We start from the raw sequence: 25139 nt of genomic DNA, 5'->3' as shown, positions 1-25139 counted from the left end.
CCGTACGCACGACCAGCCCTCCGCAGGGCTGTTGTGCCTCACTGTGGCAGGAGGGACGGGGCTCAGAGAGCTCCGTATGGATGGACGTGAAGCGATACTTCCGTGGGCCGGTCATGTGGATCGTGCTGGCCGTCCTCGCCGTGGTCGTGTTGATGCAGGTCGTCGGCTCGTCCGGCGGCTACAAGACGGTGGACACCGGTCAGGTCGTCAAGGCGATCACTGACAACAAGGTGAAATCCGCCGAGCTGACGACCGGCGACGAGAACAAGATCAAGGTCGAGCTGTCCGGCGACAACAAGGTCGACGGCTCCAACAAGCTCCAGGCGAGCTACATCGGCGACCAGGGCGTCGATCTGGCCAAGACCCTTCAGGCCAGGTACCAGACCGGCGAGATCAAGGACGGTTACACCGTCTCCCCGTCGAAGCAGAACCCGTTCGTCGGGATGCTGATCTCGCTGCTGCCCTTCGTCCTCATCGTGGTCATCTTCCTGTTCCTGATGAACCAGATGCAGGGCGGCGGCTCCCGGGTGATGAACTTCGGGAAGTCCAAGGCCAAGCTGATCACCAAGGACACCCCGAAGACGACGTTCTCGGACGTCGCGGGCTCGGACGAGGCCGTCGAGGAGCTCCAGGAGATCAAGGAGTTCCTCCAGGAGCCGGCCAAGTTCCAGGCCGTCGGCGCCAAGATCCCCAAGGGTGTGCTGCTGTACGGCCCGCCCGGTACGGGCAAGACGCTGCTCGCGCGTGCCGTCGCCGGCGAGGCGGGCGTGCCGTTCTACTCGATCTCCGGCTCCGACTTCGTCGAGATGTTCGTGGGTGTCGGTGCCTCCCGGGTCCGTGACCTGTTCGAGCAGGCCAAGGCGAACGCCCCGGCGATCGTCTTCGTCGACGAGATCGACGCCGTCGGCCGGCACCGCGGCGCGGGCCTCGGCGGCGGTCACGACGAGCGCGAGCAGACGCTGAACCAGCTGCTGGTCGAGATGGACGGCTTCGACGTCAAGGGCGGCGTGATCCTGATCGCCGCGACGAACCGCCCGGACATCCTGGACCCGGCGCTGCTGCGCCCCGGCCGCTTCGACCGGCAGATCGCCGTCGACCGCCCGGACATGCAGGGCCGCCTGGAGATCCTCAAGGTCCACCAGAAGGGCAAGCCGGTCGCGCCGGACGTCGACCTGACGGCCGTCGCCAAGCGCACCCCCGGCTTCACCGGCGCCGACCTGTCGAACGTACTGAACGAGGCCGCGCTGCTGACGGCCCGCAGCGACGCGAAGCTGATCGACAACAAGGCGCTGGACGAGGCGATCGACCGCGTGGTGGCCGGTCCGCAGAAGCGGACCCGCATCATGTCGGAGAAGGAGAAGAAGATCACCGCGTACCACGAGGGCGGACACGCCCTGGTCGCGGCCGCTTCGCCGAACTCCGACCCGGTCCACAAGATCACGATCCTGTCCCGCGGCCGGGCCCTGGGCTACACCATGGTCCTGCCGGACGAGGACAAGTACTCGACCACGCGCAACGAGATGCTCGACCAGCTGGCGTACATGCTCGGCGGCCGCGCGGCCGAGGAGCTGGTCTTCCACGACCCGACCACCGGCGCCGCGAACGACATCGAGAAGGCGACCGCGACGGCCCGCGCCATGGTCACCCAGTACGGCATGACCGAGCGGCTCGGCGCGATCAAGTTCGGCTCCGACAACTCCGAGCCGTTCCTCGGCCGTGAGATGGGTCACCAGCGCGACTACTCCGAAGAGGTCGCGGCGCTGGTCGACGAAGAGGTCAAGAAGCTCATCGAGACCGCGCACAACGAGGCGTGGGAGATCCTGGTCGAGAACCGCGACGTGCTCGACAACCTGGTTCTGCAGCTCCTGGAGAAGGAGACGCTGAACAAGGAAGAGGTCGCCGAGGTCTTCAAGCACATCGTCAAGCGCCCGGCCCGCCCGGCGTGGACCGGCTCCTCGCGGCGTACGCCCTCGACCCGCCCGCCGGTGCTCTCCCCGAAGGAGCTGGCCCCGGCCAACGGCTCGGCCCCCTCCTCCTCGTCGAACGTCTCGACCGAGAAGACCGAGTCCCCCGAGGACCGGACGCCGGAGAGCTGACCGCTTCCGAGCGGCGCTGACAAGGCACTGGCCGGGCCCGCCCGGCAGCAGACCGGGTCCGTACGGAACATTCCGTACGGACCCGGTTTTTTCTTTGCCGTCCGGACGATATGCCCGGTATGTCGTGAGGCTCACACCGGCCCCGGAATGAAAGCCGCGCCCCACGGGTTCTAGCCTGGGCACGTGGTACTCCGCCTGAGGAGCGGGCGCAACAGGAACGAGGCACGAGATGACCGATCCGGTGACGCTGGACGGCGACGGCACGATCGGCGAGTTCGACGAGAAGCGCGCCGAGAACGCCGTACGTGAGCTGCTGATCGCCGTCGGCGAGGACCCGGACCGCGAGGGCCTGCTGGAGACGCCGGCACGGGTCGCCCGGGCGTACAAGGAGATCCTGGCCGGACTGCGCCAGGAGCCCGAGGACGTCCTGACGACCACCTTCGACCTGGGCCACGACGAGATGGTGCTGGTCAAGGACATCGAGATCGTCTCGCTGTGCGAGCACCACCTGCTGCCCTTCCACGGCGTCGCGCACGTCGGCTACATCCCGGCCGAGAGCGGCAAGATCACCGGACTGTCCAAGCTGGCCCGGCTGGTCGAGGTCTTCGCCCGCCGCCCGCAGGTGCAGGAACGCCTCACCACGCAGATCGCGGACTCCCTGATGCGCATCCTGGAGGCCCGCGGCGCCATCGTGGTGGTCGAGGCCGAGCACATGTGCATGTCGGTGCGCGGCATCCGCAAGCCGGGCGCCAAGACGACCACCTCGGCCGTACGCGGCCAACTGCGGGACTCCACGACCCGCGCCGAGGCGATGAGCCTGATACTGGCCCGCTGAGCCGGTACGCGGCCGGTGCGCCTCGCCGGCCCGCTGAGCCGGTACGTGGCCGGTGTGCCTCACCGGTCCGCTGAGCCGGTACGCGGCCGGTGCGCCTCACCGGTCCGCTGAAGCCGGTACGCGGCCGGTGCGCCCCATGCCGGCCCGTCGGCGCCTGTCGACACCGGCCCGCTGATGCCCGTCGGCGAGCTGCCCGTGTCACGAGCGAGGGCGGGGCCCGGTGGAATCCACCGGGCCCCGCCCTCGTCCGTCACGCCGCCCCCGGGGCGGTGTCCGCTACGCCTTGAGGTGGCCGCCCATCCACTCCAAGGCGGCCGGTATCTCACGCCGCCAGGTGTTGAAGTTGTGGCCGCCGCTGTCGAGGATGATCGACGCGATCCGGCTCGGGGACTTGGTCTGCTGGATGAACTTCAGCGTGTCCTTGTAGTTCTCCTCGCCCTGCTTGCTGGAGGTCACGAGGAGGTTCACCGGCGGTGCAGGAAGGTTTTTCTGCCGCCACATGAGGTCGTTCTCCCGCTCCAGCTGCTTGTCGCCGCCGAACAGCGCGCCGGTCGTGGCGTCCAGCGGGGCCTTGTACGCGCCGGAGAGGGCCACACCGGTGGAGAACGCCTGCGGGTAGCGCATCGGCATCTTCAGGGCGCAGTAGCCGCCCGTGGAGTCCCCTATGACGCCCCAGTTCCTGGCGTCGGTGCCCACCCGGTAGTGGCTGGCTATGTCGTGGCGTACGTCATGGGTGAAGAACGTCTCGGTCTGCGGACCGTTCGGGATGTCCACGCACTCGGTGTCCCGCGGCGGCGCCACGGTCGGGCGCATCATGACCAGTATCGTCGGCTGCATCTTGTTCTTGCGGACCAGGTCGTGCTGGGTCTGCGGGAAGTGCAGCTTCTTGTAGAGGGCCTGCGCGGTGCCCGGGTAGCCGGTCAGCACCACGGACGCCGGGAAGCGCTTCTTCGCGTACTTGGTCTGGAAGTACTGCGGCGGCAGATACACGAACGCCGGGCTGTTGATCTTGGATTTCTCGCCCTTGAGCAGGACCTTGTCTATCCGGCCGCCGACGTGCGGCTTGGAGCCGCCGGGCACGCCCACGTGCTCGCTGCCCAGCATCTTCAGCTTGGTGCCGTTCGGGCCGGTCTCGTAATTGGTCACCACCCCCGGCTCCTGTTCCTTGCCGAACAGGTCCGCCCAGGATGCGTAGAAACCGAACGAATTGTTCGCGAAAAGGCCGATCGACGCGAAGATCGACAACTGGGTCGCGAGCAGCAGGCCGATGCGGCCGAGGACCGCGCGCCAGTTGCGCTTGGACAGGCGAGGCCACAGCCAGATGGTGAGGACAAAGAGTGCTACCGCGAAAAGGACGGCCAGGAGCAGCACTTTTTTGCTGGTGAGACCCATGTGGCGCTTTCTTCCGGGCGGCCGGTCGACACGGCCGCAGGTGGAACCCCGGGCCCTGAAACGCCGTCATACAGGGCGCAAAAGTCCAGATGCTGCGACTAACACTCGCACGTTCTCTCGACCGGGGCGACGGGAAAGTAATGTCTGACAGGCTAGATGGCGAAAAGTCCGGGACGGTTGCGTGGCGTCCGCCACGCTGGCTGCGCGGCCCCCGCCCGGAAAAGGTCCCGCCCTTGGTGGGGACCGCCGGAGCGGTCGTCGGGCTGCTGAATCTGGCGGCCGGGCTGTTCCCCCGGTTCCGGCACAGCCGGCTGCATGCGCTGGCGGAGGTCCTGCCGGGCGCCGTGAGCGCCCTGGCCGCGGCTTCCTCCATAGTCGTCGGCATCCTGCTCCTGATGCTCGCCCACGGGCTCAAACGGCGTAAGCGCCGCGCCTGGGTGGCGGCCGTCTCGCTGCTCCCGGTGGGCATCGCGGCCCAGCTCGTCTACCGGCACTCCATCCTCGGCGCGGCCTTCTCGCTGGCCTTGCTGGCCTTCCTGGTGTGGCACCGCCGCGCCTTCGAGGCGCTGCCGGACCCGCGCAGCCGGGTGAAGGCCCTGCTGAACTTCGTCGCCCTCGGAGGGATCAGCTTCGGCCTCGGCCTGGTGATCGTGAACTCCCACCCGCACAAGATCGTCGGCGATCCGTCGGTGTGGGAGCGGATCAAGCACGTCCTGTGGGGCCTGTTCGGCTTCGAGGGCCCCGTCCGGTACGTGAACAACGTCGACTACACCGTCGGCTACTCCCTCGGCGCCCTCGGCCTGCTGACCGTCGCCACCACCGCCTACCTGGCCTTCCGCCCCGAGCACCCGGCCGCCCGGCTCACCGAGGAGGACGAGGAGCGGCTGCGCGAGCTGCTGGCCAAGCACGGCGGGCGGGACTCCCTCGGCTACTTCGCGCTCCGCCGCGACAAGGGCGTGGTCTTCTCGCCGACCGGCAAGGCCGCGGTCTGCTACCGGGTCATATCCGGCGTGATGCTCGCCAGCGGCGACCCGATCGGTGACGTGGAGGCGTGGCCGGGCGCCATCGAGCGCTTCATGGAGGAGGCGCGGGCGCACTCCTGGACACCGGCCGTCACCGGTTGCAGCGAGACCGGCGGCCAGGTCTGGACCCGCGAGACCGGCATGGACGCGCTGGAGCTGGGCGACGAGGCGATCGTGGACGTGGCGGACTTCACCCTCACGGGCCGCTCGATGCGCAACGTGCGCCAGATGGTCAAGCGCATCGAGCGCAACGGCTACGAGACCCGGGTGCGGCGGGTGCGCGACCTGGAGCCCGAGGAGCTGGCCCGTATCCAGAAGGCCGCCGACGCCTGGCGCGACACCGACACCGAGCGCGGCTTCTCCATGGCGCTGGGCCGCATCGACGCCGAGAAGGACGGGGACGCGGTGATCGCCACCGCCCACCTGGCGCCCGCCGAGGGCGAGCAGCCCGGCCCGTTCGGCGACCTGAAGGCGATGCAGCACTACGTGCCGTGGGGCAGGGACGGCATCTCGCTGGAGCTGATGCGCCGTGACCGCTCCGCCGACCCCGGCATGAACGAGCTGCTGATCGTCGCCGCCCTCCAGGCGGCCCCCGACCTCAAGATCAAGCAGGTGTCGCTGAACTTCGCGGTCTTCCGCTCCTCCCTGGAGCGCGGCGAGAAGCTGGGCGCGGGCCCGGTCATCCGGATCTGGCGCGGCATGCTGATCTTCCTGTCCCGCTGGTACCAGATCGAGTCGCTCTACAAGTTCAACGACAAGTTCCAGCCCCGCTGGGAACCGCGTTTCGTGGTCTTCCGCAACAGCCGGGACATCCCGCGCATCGGTCTGGCCGCGCTTCAGGCCGAGGGCTACCTGGAACTGGGGCTGCCCCGGGCGCTGCGCCGCAGGACGCCCGCCGAGCCGCGGCCGTGCGCGCACAAGGACGAGCCCATCACCGCGGACGTGGTCGGGACCGCCGCGTAGGGACCGGGTACGCCGCCCGCCCCTGACCGGGGTGGGCGGCTCCGTACCGCACCCGCCTAGGCTGGAGCCATGAGTACCTTGCGCGGCCGGGTGGCCGGACTTCCGGACTGGGACCGCTGCGCGGTGATGGGCGTGGTGAACGTGACGCCCGACTCGTTCTCCGACGGCGGGCAGTGGTTCGACACCGAGCTGGCCGTCAAGCACGGCCTCGACCTCGTCGCGCAGGGCGCGGACCTGGTGGACGTGGGCGGCGAGTCGACGCGGCCGGGCGCCGCCCGGGTGGACGAGGCCGAGGAGCTGCGCCGGGTCGTGCCGGTCGTACGGGAGCTGTGTGCCGCCGGGGTCACGGTCTCGGTGGACACCATGCGGGCCTCGGTGGCCGAGCGGGCCGTCGCGGCCGGTGCCCGGCTGGTCAACGACGTGAGCGCGGGCGCGGCCGACCCGGCGATGGTCCCGGTGGTGGCCGCGGCCGGGGTGCCGTTCGTGGTCATGCACTGGCGCGGCCGGTCCATCGACATGAACAACCGGGCCGTCTACGGGGACGTGGTCTCCGAGGTCGTCGACGAGCTGCGGCAGAGCCTGGACCGGGCGGTGGCCGGCGGCATCGACCCCGGGCGGATCGTGATCGACCCCGGGCTGGGCTTCGCCAAGGAGGCCGCGCACGACCTCGCGCTGGTCGCGCACCTGGCCCGGCTGCGGGAGCTGGGCCGTCCGCTGCTGGTGGCCGCTTCGCGCAAACGTTTCCTGGGCAGGGTGCTGGCAGGGGACGCGCACGCCGCCCCGCCGCCGGCCCGGGAGCGGGACGCGGCGACGGCCGCGGTCTCGGCGATGGTCGCGCGGGAGGGAGCCTGGGCGGTGCGGGTGCATGAGGTACGGGCGAGCGCGGACGCGGTACGGGTTGCCCGCGCCGTGGAGGGCGCGGCGCAGGAGACGGGCGGAACGAGTGTGACGGGCGCCGCGGGTGCGGCGGACGCGACGGGAGCGGTGTGAGTCCACGTACGGACATCGAGCTGGTCGAGCAGGCGAACACCGACCTGTACGAGGCCATGGAGCGCGGAGATCACGCGGCCATGTCCGAGATGTGGATGGACGGCCAGGTGAGCGTGGTGCACCCGGGCTGGCCGGTGCTGCGCGGGCGCGGCGAGGTGCTGCGCTCGTACGCCCTGATCATGGCGAACACCGAGTACATCCAGTTCTTCCTGACGGACGTGGAGATCGACGTCCTGGGCGACACCGCGCTGGTCACCTGCACCGAGAACATCCTCAGCGGCGGGCCGGCGGAGGAGGACGGCTCGGTCGGGCCGCTGATCGGCCAGCTGGTCGTGGCGACCAATGTATTCCGGCGTACGGAAGAGGGCTGGCGGGTCTGGTCGCACCACGGCTCGCCCGTCCTGGCGGACCGGGACGACGATGAGGACGGGGAAGCGGGGGAGGCCGGCGACGGCGACGGGCCGGGCGTCGGAGGCGTGGGCGGCGGCTGACCGACGTGAAAGCCGCGTGAAGTCTTCGGGGAGTTTCGCGGTCGCTGTGTGGTCGTACGGTGGTGCCGCCACAGCCGCCGACAGGTCCGGACCAGGGGGGACGGCGGCCGGGGCCGTCAGCGGGAAGCGTCAGCAAGGTCGACTTCTGCGCACCCGTTCGAGCCAAGTGCTGCAAGGGTAGGGGTGGAAGCGCGACGGCCCGGGTAGTGGCCGCGCGGACGCCCGCTCGACCGCCTCGGCACCGCCGCCCGGCAGCGGCAGGGGGCTTGTCCATGGCCCCGTGGGCAAGCACTGCCGGTGCTCGCAGGTAGATTCGATGACAGGGCGGCGTGCCGGAGGAGTCCTGGACCCCCGCCCGGAATTCCGACGATCAGTGGTACCAGAGGTGCCAATGGGACCAGTGGGAGTGTGATTCGCGTGGATCGTGTCGCGCTGCGTGGGCTGAAGGCCAGAGGGCACCACGGGGTCTTCCCCCGGGAACGCGAGGAGGGCCAGACCTTCATCGTGGACCTGGTGCTGGGCCTGGACACCCGCCCGGCGGCGGCGGCCGACGACCTCGCGAAGACCGTGCATTACGGCGTCGTGGCGGAGGAGGTCGTGGCCGTCGTCGAGGGCGAGCCGGTCGACCTCATCGAGACGCTCGCGGAGCGCATCGCCGGGCAGTGCCTCAAGCACGAGGGGGTGCAGGAGGTGGAGGTGGTCGTCCACAAGCCGGACGCCCCGATCACCGTCCCCTTTGACGACGTGACCATCACCATCACCCGGAGCCGAGTATGACCAGCAGTGACCCGACCGTACAGCCGGTGCCCACGTCCGTGGTGGAGCGGGTGGACGCGGCGGACGTGACCCTCTCCAACCCCAAGCGCGCCGTGATCTCCCTCGGCAGCAACCTCGGCAACCGCCTGGAGACCCTCCAGGGCGCCATCGACGCCCTGGAGGACACCCCGGGCGTGCGGGTCAAGGCCGTCTCGCCGGTCTACGAGACCGAGCCGTGGGGCGTCGACCCCGGCTCCCAGCCCACGTACTTCAACGCGGTGGTGCTCATCAAGACGACGCTGCCGCCCACCTCGCTGCTGGAGCGCGGCCACGCCATCGAGGAGGCCTTCGAGCGCGTCCGCGACGAGCGCTGGGGCCCGCGCACGATCGACGTGGACATCCTCGCGTACCAGGACGTGGTCTCCGAGGACCCGCTGCTCACCCTGCCGCACCCGCGCGCCCACGAGCGCGCCTTCGTGCTGGTGCCGTGGCACGACATCGACCCGGAGGCGGAGGTCCCGGGCCGCGGCGCGGTGGCGGAGCTGCTCTCGGCGGTCGGCCGCGAGGGCGTGACGCCGCGGGCGGACCTGGAACTGCGGCTGCCGGAGTAGGGTCCCGGCGGTGCGGCCGCCGCGGTGGCCGCCGTCCAGGAACCGGGACCGCCGGGGTGGTCGTTAAGACTCCGGCACACGTACGAGAACGAAGGCACGAGGGGCGAGCGCTCGGTGAAGCAGCTACACATCAAGGTGCTGGTCGGGCTGTTCCTGGCGGCCGGGGTGCTGGCGTGGGCCGGCGCCCGGCTGTGGGACGCCCTCGGCACGCTCCCCAGCGTGCCGCTGGCGGCCCCCATCGTGCTGGCCCTGATCGCCGCCGTCCTGGCCGCCACCGCCCTGTCCCTGCGCTCCCGGCTGAACGCCCAGCGCGCCCGTGAGCCCGGCGCCAAGGGCGTCGACCCGCTGGTCGCCGCCCGCGCCGTCGTCTTCGGCCAGGCGAGCGCCCTGGTGGCGTCCCTGGTGGCCGGTCTGTACGGCGGCGTCGGCGTCTTCCTGCTGACCACGAGCATGGACGAGGACCCGCGCCGGGACCAGGCCGTCCACGCCGGCTTCTCGGTCCTGGCGGGAGTGGCGGTGGTGGCCGCCGCGATCTTCCTGGAGCGGGTGTGCAAGCTTCCGGAGGACGACGACGAGACGGGCGCGGGGGGCGCGAGCCCGGCGTAGGCCGGTGGCCGTACGGTCCCGTACGGCGCTCCCGCCCGCCCCGCCCCCACACCCGCCTCCGGCCGCGCGCCGTCCGTGCGACTACGCGCCGGGCACGCTCTCCACCACGACGTCCTCCCGCTGTACGTGCCCGGCGTCCGCCGCCGTGGACCGCCGCAGCGCGGCATGCAGGGCCGCGGGCGTCAATACGCCGAGGAAGCGCTCGCCGTCCAGCACCGCGATCCAGCCCGCGTCGTGCTGGAGCATCGTGCTGAACGCCTGCTTCAGCGGCGCCCCGACCGGCAGCCACGCGTCCATGCGCCGCGCGTGGTCCCGCACCTCGCCACCGGCCGTGCCGGGCCCGCCCGGCCCGCCCGTTCCGGCGGCCAGCCCGGCGCCGGAGACCCACCCGTGCAGGCTCCCGTCCGCGTCGAGCACCACGGCCCAGGCCGCGCCCTCCTCGGCCAGCCGGCCCGCGGCCCGCGCCGCGTCGTCGTCGAGCCGGACCACCGGCGGCTGCTCCAGGTCGCCGGTCTCGATCGGGGTGACCGACAGGCGCTTGAGGCCGCGGTCGGCGCCGACGAACTCCGCCACGTACGGGGTGGCCGGCGCGCCCAGCACCGTTGCCGGGGTGTCGAACTGCTCGACGCGCCCCGACCCGTACACCGCGATGCGGTCCCCGAGCCGGACCGCTTCCTCGATGTCGTGGGTGACGAAGAGCACCGTCTTGTGGAGCGTGGACTGCAGGCGCAGGAACTCCGTCTGGAGGTGTTCGCGCACGACCGGGTCGACCGCGCCGAACGGCTCGTCCATCAGCAGGACGGGCGGGTCGGCGGCCAGCGCGCGGGCCACGCCGACGCGCTGGCGCTGACCGCCGGAGAGCTGCTCCGGGTAGCGGTCCCCGTACTGCGCGGGGTCCAGGCCGACCAGGTCGAGGAGTTCGGCCGCGCGGTCCCGGGCCTTCTTGCGCTGCCAGCCGAGCAGGTGCGGGACGGTGGCGGTGTTGTCCAGCACCGTCTTGTGCGGGAAGAGGCCGACCTGCTGGATGACGTAGCCGATGCGGCGCCGCAGCTCGACGGGGTCGATGGTCGATATGTCCACGCCGTCCAGGAAGATCTGACCGCTCGTCGGCTCGATGAGCCGGTTGACCATCTTCATCGTCGTGGTCTTGCCGCAGCCCGAGGGCCCGACGAGCGTGACCAGCTCGCCCTCCCCGACCTCGAAGGAGAGGTCGTCGACGGCGGTGGTGCCGTCGGCGTAGCTCTTGGTGACATGCTCGAAACGGATCATGGTGGGGTCCCCCAGTGTGAACGGTCGCCGGCCGGGCAGGCGCACGGAGCGCTCCCCGGCTGATACCCGCGGAATCCGTTCCGTCGCAGGCGTCTTGTTACGACTGGATGGCGGGCCGGTCGGATTGTCAGTGGTGGGGGATAGGGTCGCAGACAGTCACCGGAAATGTGAGCGACAGGTCGGGGGAGGTGACCGCGGGTGGGTGCGCAGAGCTGCCTGGAAGCGAACGACTGGATCTGCGGTGAGTATGTCCGGACGCGCAGCCAGGAGTTGATCGACGCGACCGTCCAGCATGTGGGCATCACCCTGGTGTCCGTCGTCCTCGGGCTGCTGATCGCCTTCCCGCTGGCGCTGGTGGCCCGCCGCTGGCGGACCGCCGCGGGCCCGGTCCTCGGGCTGACGACGATTTTGTACACGGTCCCTTCGCTGGCCATGTTCGCCCTGCTGACCCCGGTCTTCGGCGTCTCGGCGGCCGTGGTCGTCACGGGCCTCGTGCTGTACTCCCTGACGCTCCTCGTGCGCAACATCCTGGCCGGGCTGGAGTCCGTGCCGCAGGAGGTGCGCGAGGCCGCCCGCGGCATGGGGTACGGCCCGGTGAGGCTGCTGTTCGGCGTCGAACTCCCGCTGGCGCTGCCCGCGTTGACGGCCGGGCTGCGCATCGCGACGGTCTCGACGGTGGCGATGACGACGATCGGCGCCGTGGTGGGCTACGGCGGCCTCGGGAACCTCATATCCAGCGGCATGGAGGGCTTCTTCAAGGCGGAGGTGCTGACGGCCTCGGTGCTGTGCGTGCTGCTCGCGGTGATCGCCGACGTGCTCCTCCTCGGCCTCCAGCGGCTGCTGACGCCGTGGACCCGGGCGCAGGCGCGGGCGCGCTCCCGGGCGCGGCGCGAGCGGCGGGCCGCGGGCCGGGCGAAGAAGGCGGTGGCCTAGGCGATGGACGCGATAACGGGTGCGTGGGACTGGCTGGCGACCTCGGCCAACTGGGCCGGCGAGAAGGGGGTGTGGCACCGGCTCGGCGAGCATGTCTACCTCAGCGCACTGTGCCTGGCGATCTCCTGCCTGATAGCCCTGCCGGTCGCCCTGTATCTGGGCCACATCGGCAAGGGCGGGGCGCTGGCCGTCAACATCTCCAACGTGGGCCGCGCGGTGCCGACGTTCGCCGTACTGGTCCTGCTGACGCTCAGTCCGCTGGGTACGGCGGGGGACTGGCCGACGATCATCGCGCTGGTGCTGTTCGCGGTGCCGCCGCTGCTGACCAACGCGTATGTGGGCATGCGGGAGGCCGACCGGGACGTGGTGGAGGCGGCGCGCGGGATGGGCATGTCCGGGCCGCAGCTGCTGCTGCGGGTCGAGCTGCCGCTCGCGTATCCGCTCATCATGACGGGGCTGCGCTCGGCCGGTGTCCAGGTGGTGGCCACGGCCACGCTCGCCGCGCTCGCGGGCGGCGGCGGCCTCGGCCGCATCATCACCGCCGGGTTCGGCAACTACAACACGCCGCAGGTGGTGGCGGGCGCGGTGCTCGTGGCCGTGCTGGCGCTGCTGGTCGAAGGGCTGCTGGTGCTGACGGACCGGGCCTTCGACCCGATGCGGCGGGGCCGGGGCCGGGCGCGGAGGTCGCGTACGGCGGGTGACGCGGCGGCGGACGGCTCGGCGTCGGACGACGTGACGGCGGCCGGGAGTCGGGCGTGAGCCGGGCCGGCGCGTCGGTGGGACGCGTTGGTACATCGGCGGGACCGGCCAGGGCGTTGGCGGGACCGGCCAGGGCATTGGCGGGACCGGCCAGGGCATCGGCGGGACCGGCCAGGGCATCGGCGGCATGGGCCGGTGGACCGGCGGGGTGGCCCGGGTCGGTGACGACGCGGCCCGGGTCGGTGACGACGCGGCCCGGGGGCCCGGGGCCCGTGCAAGAACTTCTTCTCTCCTCCTTGGATGGTGAACCGGTATGAACCAGGACTCGAACAGCCAGCACCACAGCCATCGCACCGACCAGCACGCCACTCGGGACCCCGCCCGTCGGGCCGGGCGCGGCCGGAGACCGGCCCGCGTCCTGCGGGCCGCGGTGATCGCGGGCACTGTGACCGCGCTGGCGGGCGGGCTGGCCGCATGCGGGGGAAAGAGCCTGGAGGAGAAGGGCGGCGCGCGGAGCGGCGGCGGTAAGGGGGACATCGTCATCGGCTCGGCCGGATTCACCGAATCGAAGGTGCTCGCGGAGATCTATTCCAAGATCCTTAACGACGCCGGATACCACGCCACGGTCAAGACGCTCGCCAATCGTGAGCTGTACGAACCGGCGCTGGAGAAGGGCCAGATCGACGTCGTGCCGGAATACGCCTCGACGCTCGCCGAATTCCTCAACGCCAAGAAGAACGGCCCCGACGCGAAGCCCGTCGCCTCCAGCGACATCGCCAAGACGGTCGAGGCCCTGAAGGCGCTCGCCGGGCCGCGCGGACTGAAGGTGCTGCCGGCCGGGGAGGCGACGGACCAGAACGCGTTCGCGGTGACCAAGGAATTCGCCGACCGCTACCACCTGAAGACGCTCTCCGACCTCGGCCGGTCGAAGCAGAAGGTCAAGCTGGCGGCGGGCGAGGAGTGCGAGACGCGCCCGTTCTGCAAGCCGGGCCTGGAGAAGACGTACGGCATAGACGTGACGGGCATCGACCCGAAGGGCGTCGGCACCACCCAGGCCAAGCAGGCGGTCAAGGACGGCACGGACCAGATGGTGCTGACCACCACGACGGACGCCACGCTCGACAACTTCGGCCTGGTGCTGCTGAAGGACGACAAGAAGCTGCAGAATGCCGACAACGTGCTGCCCGTGGTGAATGCGAAGAGCGCCGGTGACAAGGAGATCGAGACGGCTCTCGGCAAGCTCACGGACAAGCTGACCACCGCCGATCTGATCGACCTGAACCGCAAGGTCGACGCGGAACGGCAGAAGCCGGCGGATGTCGCGCGCGCATATCTGGAGTCGAAGGGACTGGCAAAGAAGTAACCACCATGAAACGAAGCGGCGGGCGGGGCCCCATAGGTCCCGCACGCACGGTAAGTTTCAGGCCATGCCACGAGGACGCCACCGCCATTCGCCATCCCTGCACCGGCTTCTTCCCCCTGTGACGGTCGCCGGTGTGTCCCTAGCCTGCGCCTCGGGTGTCTGGTTCGTCGGTGATGACCTGGTGCAGGGCGCTCTCGCCACGGGCGCGGCGGCCGCCGCGGTCACCGGCTCCGTCCTGCTGCGCGCCTGGGACCGTACGGCCGGCAAGAGCGTCGCCGAGCTGAAGAACGCCCGGTTGCGGGACGAGTGGAAGACCGACGAGCGGCTGGCCGAGCTCGAATCGGACCTGGAGGAGTCCCGCGAGATACGCGGCAAGCTGGACACCAAGCTGCGGTCCAAGCGGGCCGAGCTGGCCCGGCTGCGCAGCGAGCACGCCGAGCTGCTGCGCCGCTACGCCACCGCCGAGACCGAGCGCGCCAGCGCGCTGGAAGGCCGCCGGCTGCTCGCCATCGAGGCCGGCACGCCCGCCGGGGAGCCGGCGGCCGGGGCCGGTCCGGACGGCGTGCCGGGCACGCTCACCGCGGGGATGTACCACCGGGCGGCGGAAGCGCTGCGGCAGCTGCCGCGCAATGCGGCCCGCCAGGCCGGGACCGTACCGGACCAGGACGGTGAGGACGGCCAGGGGAATCCCGTGGCGGCCACGGAGCCTTCGGCCGCGCAGGGCCGCCCCCGTACGGCCGCCGCTTCGCAGTCGACCGCTACGCAGCCGATAGGTCCGCAGTCGACCGGTTCCGAGTCCGACGGGTCGGGGCCGGGTGCTGCCGTGGCCGCCGCCGGTGCGGGCTCGAACGCCGCTCCCGGCAGCGACGGCCCGGCCGACGACCGGGTTCCCGCCGATGTCGATGTCGATGCCGATGCCGGTGCCGGTGCCGATGTCGGTGTCGATGCCGATGCTGACGCCGACGCGCGGGACGCCGAACGGCAGGCCGCGCGGGTGGCGCCGAACCTGCGCCCCGTACCGGCCGCCGCGGCCGTCGTCCCGCCCGTACAGGTTCCCCGGCTGCCCGCCTCCCGAGCGCAGGGCGGTTTCGACTTCTTCGGTACGGCCACGGGCACCGGCGCCGTACGGAACGGGGCGGCGCCGACCGGCCCGGGCACGGGCGTGCCGTCGGCCGTGCCGCGGCGTGCGAAGCCGCCCCGGCAGCTGGAGGAGGACCTGGCCGACGTGGTCGGGGACGAGGCGGTCGCCGAACAGTCGGCGCGCGGCAGGGGCCGTACGACGGACGAGGTGCGTTCCGAGAGCGGACGGAAGTCCACGACCGGTCCTGAGACCGGTGAGGCCGGGGCCGGGGCCGGGGCCGGGGCCGGGACGGCGGACGGCGACGCTGATGGGAAAGCGACCGGGAAAGCGGCTGGGGAAGCGGCTGGGGAAGCGGCTGAGGAAACGACCGGGGAAGCGGTCGAGGAAGCGGCCGGAGCCGAGGAATCCGGGAACGGCGAGGTCATCGATCTGACCGCGCACGACGAGACCGAGCAGATCGACATGGTGGAGCTGCGCAGCGCGGTCTCTTCCTGACCGTTTCCGTACCCGCCGGGCATGTCCGCGTGCCCGGCGCACCGCTGCGCACCGCTGCGCGCCGCCGTGCGCCGGGCCGTCCGGCCGCCGTCACTCGTGGCGTCGGCCGACCGCCGTCAGTACGGCCGCGACCAGCGTGAACCCGGCGGCCAGCCACGGCAGGCGGGCCGCTCCCACCGTCTCCACGCCGATGCCGCCCAGACCGCCCGCCAGGGATACGGCGAGATGGATGGCGGCCGCGTTGAGGGAGACGACCACGGCCTGCGCCTGTGGGGCGAGCGCGGCGATCCGGTGCTGCTGCGGTGTGGTCACCGAGAACGACACCCACCCGGACACCGCCACCGCGACCAGCGCGGCGGGCAGCCACTGCCTGCTCAGCGGTACGAGCGCGAAGACGCCGGTGAGTGCGAGCGAGGCGCCGAGGATCACCCGCCGCGGGCCGAAGCGGTCGGCCAGGTGCCCGGCGACGAGGTTCCCCGCCGTACCGGTGACGCCGAAGATCAGCAGCAGGACGGCTGCCAGGGTGCTGTCCGTACCGCCGCTCCCGGCTCCCGTACCGCCGCCGTCCGCGCCGTGGCCGAGCACCGGCGCGTAGACGGCGCTGATGTACTCGAACGGGATGTAGATCCCGACGAACACGATCACGGTGACGGCCAGCGCGTACAGGACGCGGCGGTCCGCCAGCGGGGCGAGGCGACGGCGCAGGCCGCGCGGGGTGTCGATGCGTACGCGGGGCAGGCGGGCGGCGAGCAGCGGTACGACGAGCAGGGGCAGCACGGTGACCAGCCACATCGTGGTGCGCCACCCGTACGCGCCGCCGACGGCGGTGCCGAGCGGCGCCCCGAGGACCAGCGCCGAGGTCAGCCCGGTGTTCACCAGGGCGAAGGCCCGCCCGCGTGCCGCATCGCCCGCGAGGGCGGCGGCGGTGGCCGAGGCGTTCGGAGTGTAGAGCGCGGCGCCGGCCGCCGCGACGACGCGGGCGGCGAGGGCCAGCGGGTAGGTGGGGGCCAGGGCGGTGGCCGCGTTGCCGAGTGCGAAGACGAGCAGCGCGGTGATCAGGACCGTACGCCGTGACCAGCTCGCGGTGAGCGCGGCCAGGAGGGGTGAGAGCAGCGCGTAGCCGATGGCGAACGTCGTGACGAGCTGTCCGGCGGCGCCGAGACCGATGTGCAGGTCGGCGGCGATGTCGGGGAGGACGCCGGCGATCACGAAGGCGTCGGTGCCGACGACGAACGTACCGAGGGCGAGCACCACGCCGTGGAAGCGCCAGCTTCCGGGGGCGGGGGCGGGGGTGGCGAGGGTCGTGGGAGTGGTGGCTGTATTCGGCGTGGCGGGGGTGGTGGGCGCGGCGAGTGGGGCGGAGGCGGCGGGCGCGGTGGATGCGGTGGGCGCGGTGGCCGCGCACGACGGTGGATGGGACGCGCTGTTGCGGGGCATGCGGTCTCCGGTTCAAAAAATGGTACCGATCAGTACCGTCTGCTGGGATGGCGAGACGGTACCGATCGGTTCCATCTTGGGTCAAGGTTGGTTATCGTGGCGGCATGCCGACCAACGCCAGGGAACGGCTCGTCAGGGCAGCCGAGGACCTCTTCTACGCCGAGGGCATCCGCGCCGTCGGTGTCGAGCGGCTGCTCGCCACCTCCGGGGTGGGCCGGGCTTCGTTCTACCGGCACTTCGCGAGCAAGGACGACCTGGTCGTGGCCATGATCGACGGATATGGCCGGCGCTGGTTCGACTGGCTGCACGCCGCGGTCGCCGAGCGCGGCGGCACGCCGCTCGCCCTCTTCGACGCCCTCGCCGCGCGCTTCGCGTCCGACGACTACCGTGGCTGCGCCGCCATCAACACCATGGTCGAGATCGCGGACCCGGCCAGCGCCGCGCACCGCGCCGCCGCCGCCCACAAGGCCACCCTGACCTCGTACGTCGCCGAACTGCTCACCGGCGCCGGCTACACCCGCGGCACCCGCGAACTCGCCGAACAGCTCGTCCTGCTGATCGACGGCGCCCAGGTCACCGCCCTGCGCGAGCGCTCGGCGGCCCCCGCCCTGCGCGCCAAGGCGGTGGCGACCGCCCTGCTCGCCGCCGCGTGACTCACCGGGAGCGGCGGACGAGGAAGTCGAGCGGGCTCCTGCTCCCCTCTGCCGCGAACGGCGTCCCCGTCCTGCGCGCACGGAAGTAGATCAGCAGCGACTCGCCCAGGAAGCTGACGCCGATGCTCAGTTGGGTGGGGCGGGCGTACGGGTGCATGCCCATGTGCTCGGCGAGGAAGCCGTAACCGGCGGAGATCAGCAGCGACGCGATGACGACGGCGAACGTGCGGCCGGTGTAGCGCTGCCACAGGGCGCCGTCCTTCTCGCCGAGGTGGACCAGGCGGCCGCGTACGGCGCCGAGCGCGAGCCCCAGGAAGGCGCCGGGGATCACCCAGGCGAGGTCGGTCCCCGTCACGTTGTCGGCCTTGGCGATGAAGGCGATGCCGAGTGCGGTGAGGACGGCCGGGCCCGCGAAGAGCTCACGGACGTTGACCGGCTCGCCCTTCAGCCGCTTGACGATCACGAGGACGAGGGCCGCGGCGATGAGCGCCGCGAGCAGCCAGCTGTTCACTGTTCCCCCAAGAGTGTGTGCCGGTGGGCGCGTAAGGCGGCTCAAACTTTTTTAGCTCGCCCGCGCTAAAAACAATTTAGCGCGGGCGTGCCACAATGGCCACCATGCCGAAGATCGTTGATCCTGAGGCCCGCCGCCGGGCCGTCGCCGACGCCGTGCTGCGCGTGATCGGCCGGGAGGGGGTGGAAGGCGCCTCGCTGCGCAACGTCGCCGAAGAGGCCGGGCTGGCCATCGGATCGGTGCGGCACTACTTCCGCGACCACGACGAGCTGCTGCTCTTCACGATGCGCGAGCTGAGCACGCGCATCGACGGGCGCGTACGCACCCACGTGGACCGCCTGCTCGGCCCGGCGGCGCGCGACGAACGCCCGGCGCAGGTCGAGGAGCTGATCGGCGAGTTCCTGGCGCTGGACGAGGAGCGGCGGCAGGAGGCGGTCCTGTGGATGGCGTTCTGCGGGGCGGCCCGTATCCGTCCGGAGTTGCGGGCGTGCGCGGTGGAGATGGAGACCGGCCTGCGGGACCTGCTGGCGCGGGTGCTGCGCGGCGCGCAGGAATCCGGCGCCCTGCCCGCCGATCTGGACGTGGACCTGGAGTGCCTGCGGCTGTCCGCCCTGCTGGACGGCCTCAACCTGCGGGCGATGCTGGAGCCGGAGTACGTCACTCCGGAAGCGCAGCGGGCGGTGCTGCGGCGGCATTTGCAAGGGCTGCGGGCGCCCCGGTAATCCGGTCGACGGGTTGCCGTATGTTCGGCAGCATTCCGTCATGGCACACACGGCACACACAGCACACACAGCACACACGGCAGACACGGCAGACACGGCAGGCGACGCGTGTAGGGGAGAAGCCGTGCGGGAGCACGGGTTCCGCTTCTGGCCCCCGTACGGCATCCGTATCCGGACCCCGCGCCTGGAACTGCGCCTGCCGGACACCGCCCTGCTGGACGATCTCGCCGCGGTCTCCGCGGACGGTGTGCACGACCCGGCGGAGATGCCGTTCAGCGTGCCCTGGACGGATGGTTCCCCGGAGAAGCGCGGGCGGAGCACCTTCCAGCACCAGCTCGGCTTGATCGCGCAATGGCGGCCGGAGCGCTGGGCGCTGGGCCTGGCCGTGACGCGGGACGGCAAACCGGTGGGCATACAGGAACTCTCCGCCGCCGACTTCGGCGTGACCCGGGAGGCGGAGACCGGTTCCTGGCTGGGGCTCGCCCACCAGAACCAGGGCATCGGTACGGAAATGCGCGCGGCCGTCCTGCACCTCGCCTTCGAACAACTCGGCGCGCACACCGTGACGTCCGCCGCGATGACGGACAACCCCCGTTCCCTGGCCGTCTCGCGCAAGCTCGGGTACGTACCGGACGGTGTGCAGGTCATCGCGGTGCGCGGGGAATCGCGGACGTTGCAGCGGCTGCGGCTCGACCGCGAGCGGTGGGCGGCGCACCGGACGGTGCCGGTCGAGGTGGCGGGGTGGACAGAGGAGTGCCGGGAACTGTTCGGGGCGTGAGGCGGCGGGCCGTACGGCGCGGCGGGACGTTTACGCGCGGGTACGCTGGCGACCGGCTTGATCAGGAAGCGGCGCGGGCCGTACGGGACGGGCGGGTCGTACGGGGACGCGCGCGCCGTACGGGACGCGCGGGCGCCAGGCAGAGCGGGGGAGGGCGGACAGTGGCCGGGACAGACACCGGAAGGGCGCCCGGGTCAGGCACCGGAAGGGCGCCCGGACCGGTGGTGCGGATCGCGCTGGCGGCCGCCCTCGCCGTCACGGCACTCGCCGCGGCCGGCTGCTCGTCGGCGTCGGAGCCCAAGGGCCGGTCGGAACCGAAGCCCACGGCCAAGCCCTCCAGGACCGCGCCCGCCTGTCCCGAAGACGGCGTCGTCATCAAGGGGCTGCCGGTGGACGCCGCCATGGGCACCCGTGCGATGGGGATCACCCTGACCAACTGCGGCACCCGCCCGTACAAGGTCAACGGCTACCCGGGCGTCCGCGTCCTCGACGAGCGGCGCAAGCCGCTGGACGTGAGGATCGCGCACGGCTCGGACATCGTGGACGACGTCGGCCCCGAACCGCTGACGCTCCAGCCGGGCGAGCACGCCAGGGCCGTACTGATGTGGCGCAACCGGGTCACGGACGTGACGGGCAACGCCGTGAACGGCGCGTACCTGGCGCTCACACCGGCCGACGGCGGCGGCCGGCCGCAGACGGTGCGTGAGCTGATCGACCTCGGCAGCACCGGCAAGCTGGGCGTCACGGCGTGGCACCGGGAAGGGCCGAAGCCGCGTAGGTAGCGCGGGCGACCGCGCGTCCGGGACGACCCCGTACCCGTACGGTGCCTTCGCCTACTTGTCGATGTCGCCCACCACGAAGAACAGCGACCCGAGGATGGCGACCATGTCGGCGACGAGCGTGCCCGGCAGCAGCTCGGTCAGCGCCTGGATGTTGTTGTACGACGCCGAGCGGAGCTTGAGGCGGTACGGGGTCTTCTCGCCCTTGGAGACCAGGTAGTAGCCGTTGATGCCGAGCGGGTTCTCGGTCCAGGCGTAGGTCGCGCCCTCGGGCGCCTTGAGGACCTTCGGCAGGCGCTGGTTGATCGGACCGGGCGGCAGTTCGGCGATCCGGTCCAGGCAGGCGTCGGCCAGGTCGAGGGAGTTGTGGGTCTGCTCCAGGAGGCATTCGAAGCGGGCCAGGCAGTCGCCCTCCTCGCGGGTGACCACCTTCAGGGTGTCCTGGAGGTCGGCGTAGGCCAGGTACGGCTCGTCGCGGCGCAGGTCGAAGTCGACGCCGGAGGCGCGGGCGATCGGCCCCGACACGCCGTACCCGTGCACCGCCTCGCGGCTCAGTACGCCGATGCCGCGAGTGCGCCCCCGGAAGATCTCGTTGCCCAGGACCAGCCGGTCGAAGACGTCCATCCGGGAACGGACCTCGGAGACGGCGTGCCGGGCCCGCCCGAGCCAGCCCGCCGGCAGGTCCTCCTTCAGGCCGCCGACGCGGTTGAACATGTAGTGCATGCGCCCGCCCGAGATCTCCTCCATCACGTTCTGCAGCTCTTCGCGCTCGCGGAAGGCGTGGAAGACGGGCGTGATCCCGCCCAGTTCCAGGGGGTAGGAGCCGAGGAACATCAGGTGGTTCAGGACGCGGTTCAGCTCGGCGAGGAGCGTACGGGTCCACACGGCGCGCTCGGGGACCTCCATGCCGAGCATCCGCTCCACCCCGAGGACCACGCCCAGCTCGTTGGAGAAGGCCGACAGCCAGTCGTGGCGGTTGGCGAGCATGATGATCTGCCGGTAGTCACGCGCCTCGAAGAGCTTCTCCGCACCGCGGTGCATGTAACCGATCACGGGTTCGGCGTGCTGGATGCGCTCGCCGTCCAGGACGAGGCGCAGCCGCAGCACGCCGTGCGTGGAGGGGTGCTGCGGGCCGATGTTCAGCACCATGTCGGTGCTCTCCGCCGCGCCGCCGATGCCGACCGTGGTCTCCGTCATGGGGACAGTCTCGCAGCTCGCCGGCCGCCGCCGGCCGTCACCCGGTGAGCAGCCCCGTACAGCTGTCGCCGACCGGTTGCAGCAGCCAGCCGAAGGAGCCCAGGCCCGCCGGATCGGTCAGTTCCGCCGCCGCGCCCGCCGTGCCGAGGGCCCGTACGTAGGCGGCCGGGTCGCTGGAGGCGAGGGACAGGGGCGGGCGGCGGCCGTCGACGCCGAGGGCGTGCAGGGCCTGCCGCTGGGTGAGGTGCTCGGCGCCGGGGCCCGCGCAGGCGTCCAGGGCGACGTGGGCGGTGATGTCGCAGGTCCCGTCGGGTACGGGGTGGACCTCGCGGCCCTCGCGGAAGCCGGTGAGCGTGCCGTAGGGCGGGCGGGCGTCGCGGGAATGCGCGTAGTCGGCGGTGACGGCGAGCCCGGAGCGCAGGGTGCGTACGGCGCGGGACCAGGCCGCGTCCCGGGGGTGGCCGATCTCGGCGCGCAGCCCGGAGGCCGGGGCGTGGTCCGGGGCGGAGTCCGGCAGGGGCCACCACCGGGCGAGCCATTCGGCGTCCGCGCCGGTCACCGGGTCGCCGAGCCGTTCGGTGCCGTCCGGCCGCACCAGGACGAGGCGCGGCACCCCGTCCCCGTCCGTCTCGGCGACATCGACCGGGACGTTGTCCAGCCACTCGTTGGCGAAGAGCAGGCCCGTCAGGGAACCGGGCGCGGGCAGCTCGGCGAGCCAGGTGACGCGCTCGTCGAGACCGGCGGGCCGGGGGGCGCGTTCGACGGCGTACGGGCGCACGCGGGCGCACACCGGTTCGGGAAGCGCCGCCAGCACGCCGGTCAGCAACTCGCCACGCCCGGCACCCACGTCCACCAGCGCCAGCTCCGCCGGGCTCCCGAGCGCCGCGTCGACCCGGCACAGCAGCGTGGCCAGCGCCTCGGCGTACAGGGGCGATACGTGCACGGACGTACGGAAGTGACCGGCGGGGCCCGGCCCGTCGCCGCTGGTGTAGAAACCGCCGGGGCCGTACAGCGCCCGCTCCGTCGCGTCCCGCCAGCCGCACCAGTCGTGTGTCACCGCACCACGGTACGCGGGGCCGCCCGGTCCGGGGCGCGGACCGGGCCGGTCCGCGCCCCGGAACCGGCGGTGTGCCGGGGGCCGGAGACCACGGTCCCGGGCCCGTCTCCACCTTGCGGAGTAGTCCCATCCCCCAGGATCGCCCGTCCGGTTGACCCGTGCGCCACTACGCTCTGCCTACGCTGGGTGACGTGCAGCGTCTCTACGACTTCTTCCGCAGGCATCCGACCGGTGTGGACACCTTCTGGGCGGTCCTCCTGTTCGGTGTCAGCAGCCTGGCGCTGGTGGCGTCGGCGGATGCGCACAGCGCCCTGCGGACCGTCGCCGAGGCGCTCGTCGATGTCGCGATGTGCCTCGTCGTGGCGCTGCGGCGCAAGGCGCCCGGGCAGATGCTGCTGCTGGCGATCGTGGTCGGGCTCTGCCAGGTCGGGTTCGATGTGGACTCCAGGCCTTCCAACCTCGCCATGCTGGTGATCATCTATACGGTCGCTTCGGGGTCCCGGCGCTGGGCCTCGCGCACCGCTCTGGGCGGGGCGCTGGTCGGCCCGACGCTCTACGCCGTTCGCCACGGCAACGGCGGGGCGCCGCCCGGCGGCCTGGGGCAAGGGCTGTTCATCATGGGCCTGTTGACCGTCCCGTTCGTGCTGGCCTGGGTGCTCGGCGACTCGGTCCGCACCCGCCGCGCGTACTGGGCCCAGCTGGAGGAGAAGGCCGCGCGCCTGGAGAAGGAACGCGAGACGCAGTCGCGTATCGCGGTGGCCGCCGAGCGCGCCCGGATCGCCCGCGAGCTGCACGACGTCGTCGCGCACAACGTGTCCGTGATGGTGGTCCAGGCCGACGGCGCCGCGTACGTCCTGGACGCCGCGCCCGACCAGGCCAAACAGGCGCTGGAGACGATCTCCGGCACCGGCCGGCAGGCACTCGCCGAGATGCGCCGGCTGCTCGGCGTGCTGCGCACCGGCGAGCAGCCCGAAAGCGGCGAGTACGTGCCGCAGCCCGGCGTGGAGCAACTGGCGGACCTGATCGACCAGGTGCGGGGGGCCGGGCTGCCGGTCGACTTCCAGGTGATGGGCGAGCCGCGCTCGCTGCCCAGCAGCATCGAGCTGACCGCGTACCGCATCGTGCAGGAAGCGCTGACCAACACCCGCAAGCACGGCGGCCCGGACGTGGGCGCCACGGTCCGCCTCTCCTACCAGGACAGCGAGCTGGACCTGCTGGTCGAGGACGACGGCCGCGGCGCCCAGCACGATCTGTACACGGGCGGCGGGGCGGACGGCCTCGGCCACGGCCTGATCGGCATGCGCGAACGCGTCGGCATGGTCGGCGGCAGCCTGGACGCGGGGCCACGGCCGGGCGGCGGCTTCCGGATCAGCGCGGTGCTGCCGTTGAAGTCGGGGGGGTGAGGGGGCGGGGTGTCCGGGGCTGGGTGTTCAGGGTGGGGTGTCTGGGGCTGGGCGTCCTGCTGTGGGTTCTGGCTCCTTCGTCGGCCGTTCCGCGCGACTTTCGCTTCGTTCGCAACTATCTCTCCGTTTGTACCTGTCCTTCCGTACGTACCTGTCCTTCCGTACGTTCCTGTGCCTCCGTACGTACCTGCGCCTCCGTATGTACCCGTGCCTCCGTATGCACGTCTCCTCCGTAGCCTGTTGCCGCACCGCCGTTGAAAGGGACCTCCTGCCATGACTGTCCGCGTGATGCTCGTCGACGACCAGGTGCTGTTGCGCACCGGTTTCCGTATGGTGCTGGCCGCGCAGCCCGACATGGAGGTCGTCGCCGAGGCCGGTGACGGGGTGGAGGCCCTGGAGGTGCTGCGGTCCACCAAGGTCGACGTGATCCTGATGGACGTCCGGATGCCGAACCTGGACGGGGTGGAGACCACCCGCCGGATTTGTGAGGGCGGCCAGAAAGAGGGCGCGCCGAAGGTGCTCATCCTGACCACCTTCGACCTGGACGAGTACGCCTTCTCCGCGCTCAAGGCGGGGGCCAGCGGCTTCATGCTGAAGGACGTGCCGCCGAACGAGCTGCTGGCCGCGATCCGCGCGGTCCAGAGCGGGGACGCGGTGGTCGCGCCGTCCACCACCCGCCGCCTGCTGGACCGGTTCACGCCGATGCTGCCGGCGACCGCCGCCGAGCCCGCCCGCCCGGAGCTCGGGCGGCTCACCGAGCGCGAGCGGGAGGTGCTGCTGCTGGTCGCGCAGGGCTTGTCGAACGGCGAGATCGCGGCCCGGCTGGTGCTGTCGGAGGCCACGGTCAAGACCCACGTGGGCCGGATCCTCACAAAGCTGGAGCTGCGCGACCGGGTGCAGGCGGTGGTGCTGGCGTACGAGACGGGGCTGGTACGAGCTGGGGGCGGGGCGGGGGCGTAACGCGTGTCCGGGGGCCTCCCGGGCTGGGGAGGCCTTCCGG

At 71.8% G+C, this 25139-nt stretch carries 24 protein-coding genes; 18 read left to right on the top strand and 6 right to left on the bottom strand.

Features of this window, described 5'->3' with window-relative positions:
• Window positions 1–80: 80 nt before the first annotated feature.
• Window positions 81–2096: an ATP-dependent zinc metalloprotease FtsH gene (ftsH, locus tag CP973_RS37605; protein ID WP_150249003.1), complete on the top strand. Its 2016-nt coding sequence runs from the start codon at window positions 81–83 to the stop codon at window positions 2094–2096.
• A gap of 229 nt (window positions 2097–2325) precedes the next feature.
• The gene (folE, locus tag CP973_RS37600) at window positions 2326–2931 is read left to right on the top strand and encodes a GTP cyclohydrolase I FolE (protein WP_150249000.1); all 606 of its coding nucleotides are present in this window, start codon (window positions 2326–2328) and stop codon (window positions 2929–2931) included.
• A 276-nt stretch (window positions 2932–3207) separates the two neighbouring features.
• Here the strand turns inward: folE and CP973_RS37595 are convergent, their stop codons facing one another.
• Window positions 3208–4323, bottom strand: coding sequence for an alpha/beta hydrolase (locus tag CP973_RS37595; RefSeq protein WP_150248997.1), 1116 nt, complete (start codon window positions 4321–4323; stop codon window positions 3208–3210).
• A gap of 140 nt (window positions 4324–4463) precedes the next feature.
• Here CP973_RS37595 and CP973_RS37590 point away from each other — a divergent pair, with 140 nt between their 5' ends.
• The 6 genes from CP973_RS37590 (at window position 4464) to CP973_RS37565 (ending at window position 9762) form a co-directional block, all read left to right on the top strand.
• A complete protein-coding gene (locus CP973_RS37590) occupies window positions 4464–6308 on the top strand; it encodes a phosphatidylglycerol lysyltransferase domain-containing protein (protein WP_150248994.1) in 1845 nt (614 codons plus the stop codon).
• Window positions 6309–6377: 69 nt separating this feature from the next.
• On the top strand, window positions 6378–7298 hold the full coding sequence (folP, locus tag CP973_RS37585; protein WP_208853374.1) for a dihydropteroate synthase: 921 nt from the start codon (window positions 6378–6380) through the stop codon (window positions 7296–7298).
• Window positions 7295–7789, top strand: a complete 495-nt coding sequence (locus tag CP973_RS37580; RefSeq protein WP_150248991.1) for a nuclear transport factor 2 family protein — start codon at window positions 7295–7297, stop codon at window positions 7787–7789. Before folP ends, CP973_RS37580 begins: the two co-directional genes overlap by 4 nt.
• A 417-nt stretch (window positions 7790–8206) precedes the next feature.
• Window positions 8207–8566: a dihydroneopterin aldolase gene (folB, locus tag CP973_RS37575; protein ID WP_030596419.1), complete on the top strand. Its 360-nt coding sequence runs from the start codon at window positions 8207–8209 to the stop codon at window positions 8564–8566.
• Window positions 8563–9156 carry a 2-amino-4-hydroxy-6-hydroxymethyldihydropteridine diphosphokinase gene (folK, locus tag CP973_RS37570; protein WP_150248988.1) on the top strand — a complete coding sequence of 198 codons (594 nt, stop codon included), beginning with the start codon at window positions 8563–8565 and terminating at the stop codon, window positions 9154–9156. The genes folB and folK overlap by 4 nt, the downstream gene beginning before the upstream one ends.
• A 114-nt stretch (window positions 9157–9270) precedes the next feature.
• Complete coding sequence (locus CP973_RS37565; RefSeq protein WP_150248985.1) at window positions 9271–9762, top strand: DUF3180 domain-containing protein; 492 nt, start codon at window positions 9271–9273, stop codon at window positions 9760–9762.
• 81 nt (window positions 9763–9843) lie between these two features.
• On the opposite strand, the gene CP973_RS37560 is transcribed toward CP973_RS37565, so the two are convergent.
• Entirely contained in the window at window positions 9844–11031 is a 1188-nt protein-coding gene (locus CP973_RS37560) for an ABC transporter ATP-binding protein (protein ID WP_150248981.1), read from the bottom strand.
• A 198-nt stretch (window positions 11032–11229) separates the two neighbouring features.
• Here CP973_RS37560 and CP973_RS37555 point away from each other — a divergent pair, with 198 nt between their 5' ends.
• The 4 genes from CP973_RS37555 to CP973_RS37540 all read left to right on the top strand — a co-directional run bounded on the left by CP973_RS37555 (window position 11230) and on the right by CP973_RS37540 (window position 15602).
• The gene (locus CP973_RS37555) at window positions 11230–11964 is read left to right on the top strand and encodes an ABC transporter permease (RefSeq protein ID WP_150248978.1); all 735 of its coding nucleotides are present in this window, start codon (window positions 11230–11232) and stop codon (window positions 11962–11964) included.
• A gap of 3 nt (window positions 11965–11967) precedes the next feature.
• Window positions 11968–12723, top strand: a complete 756-nt coding sequence (locus CP973_RS37550; RefSeq protein ID WP_150248975.1) for an ABC transporter permease — start codon at window positions 11968–11970, stop codon at window positions 12721–12723.
• Window positions 12724–12976: 253 nt separating this feature from the next.
• A complete protein-coding gene (locus tag CP973_RS37545; protein ID WP_244410217.1) occupies window positions 12977–14026 on the top strand; it encodes an ABC transporter substrate-binding protein in 1050 nt (349 codons plus the stop codon).
• A 133-nt stretch (window positions 14027–14159) separates the two neighbouring features.
• On the top strand, window positions 14160–15602 hold the full coding sequence (locus CP973_RS37540) for a hypothetical protein (protein WP_341874875.1): 1443 nt from the start codon (window positions 14160–14162) through the stop codon (window positions 15600–15602).
• 90 nt (window positions 15603–15692) lie between these two features.
• On the opposite strand, the gene CP973_RS37535 is transcribed toward CP973_RS37540, so the two are convergent.
• Entirely contained in the window at window positions 15693–17039 is a 1347-nt protein-coding gene (locus CP973_RS37535) for an MFS transporter (RefSeq protein WP_280119049.1), read from the bottom strand.
• Between the two features lie 104 nt (window positions 17040–17143).
• Here CP973_RS37535 and CP973_RS37530 point away from each other — a divergent pair, with 104 nt between their 5' ends.
• Window positions 17144–17692 carry a TetR/AcrR family transcriptional regulator gene (locus tag CP973_RS37530; protein ID WP_004571905.1) on the top strand — a complete coding sequence of 183 codons (549 nt, stop codon included), beginning with the start codon at window positions 17144–17146 and terminating at the stop codon, window positions 17690–17692.
• A gap of 1 nt (window position 17693) precedes the next feature.
• Here the strand turns inward: CP973_RS37530 and CP973_RS37525 are convergent, their stop codons facing one another.
• Window positions 17694–18203 carry a DUF1453 family protein gene (locus CP973_RS37525; protein WP_150248970.1) on the bottom strand — a complete coding sequence of 170 codons (510 nt, stop codon included), beginning with the start codon at window positions 18201–18203 and terminating at the stop codon, window positions 17694–17696.
• Window positions 18204–18307: 104 nt separating this feature from the next.
• Between CP973_RS37525 and CP973_RS37520 the strand changes: the two genes are divergently transcribed.
• From CP973_RS37520 to CP973_RS37510, 3 genes are all read left to right on the top strand, one after another.
• The gene (locus CP973_RS37520) at window positions 18308–18925 is read left to right on the top strand and encodes a TetR/AcrR family transcriptional regulator (RefSeq protein WP_244410216.1); all 618 of its coding nucleotides are present in this window, start codon (window positions 18308–18310) and stop codon (window positions 18923–18925) included.
• A 124-nt stretch (window positions 18926–19049) separates the two neighbouring features.
• On the top strand, window positions 19050–19703 hold the full coding sequence (locus tag CP973_RS37515) for a GNAT family N-acetyltransferase (protein WP_150248965.1): 654 nt from the start codon (window positions 19050–19052) through the stop codon (window positions 19701–19703).
• A gap of 221 nt (window positions 19704–19924) precedes the next feature.
• Window positions 19925–20485, top strand: coding sequence for a DUF4232 domain-containing protein (locus CP973_RS37510; RefSeq protein ID WP_150248962.1), 561 nt, complete (start codon window positions 19925–19927; stop codon window positions 20483–20485).
• Between the two features lie 51 nt (window positions 20486–20536).
• Here the strand turns inward: CP973_RS37510 and CP973_RS37505 are convergent, their stop codons facing one another.
• Both CP973_RS37505 and CP973_RS37500 read right to left on the bottom strand, forming a co-directional pair.
• Window positions 20537–21679, bottom strand: coding sequence for an NADH-quinone oxidoreductase subunit D (locus CP973_RS37505; protein ID WP_150248959.1), 1143 nt, complete (start codon window positions 21677–21679; stop codon window positions 20537–20539).
• Between the two features lie 37 nt (window positions 21680–21716).
• Window positions 21717–22736, bottom strand: a complete 1020-nt coding sequence (locus tag CP973_RS37500) for an SAM-dependent methyltransferase (protein WP_150248956.1) — start codon at window positions 22734–22736, stop codon at window positions 21717–21719.
• Between the two features lie 191 nt (window positions 22737–22927).
• Here CP973_RS37500 and CP973_RS37495 point away from each other — a divergent pair, with 191 nt between their 5' ends.
• Together CP973_RS37495 and CP973_RS37490 are read left to right on the top strand one after the other, a co-directional pair.
• The gene (locus CP973_RS37495) at window positions 22928–24139 is read left to right on the top strand and encodes a sensor histidine kinase (protein WP_150248953.1); all 1212 of its coding nucleotides are present in this window, start codon (window positions 22928–22930) and stop codon (window positions 24137–24139) included.
• Between the two features lie 273 nt (window positions 24140–24412).
• A complete protein-coding gene (locus CP973_RS37490) occupies window positions 24413–25099 on the top strand; it encodes a response regulator (RefSeq protein WP_150248951.1) in 687 nt (228 codons plus the stop codon).
• Window positions 25100–25139 lie beyond the last annotated feature (40 nt).

Source organism: Streptomyces albofaciens JCM 4342 (assembly GCF_008634025.1).
Classification (GTDB): Bacteria; Actinomycetota; Actinomycetes; order Streptomycetales; family Streptomycetaceae; genus Streptomyces; species Streptomyces albofaciens.
The sequence above is the reverse complement of the archived record's forward strand: the minus strand, read 5'-3'. Positions and strand labels throughout refer to the sequence as shown.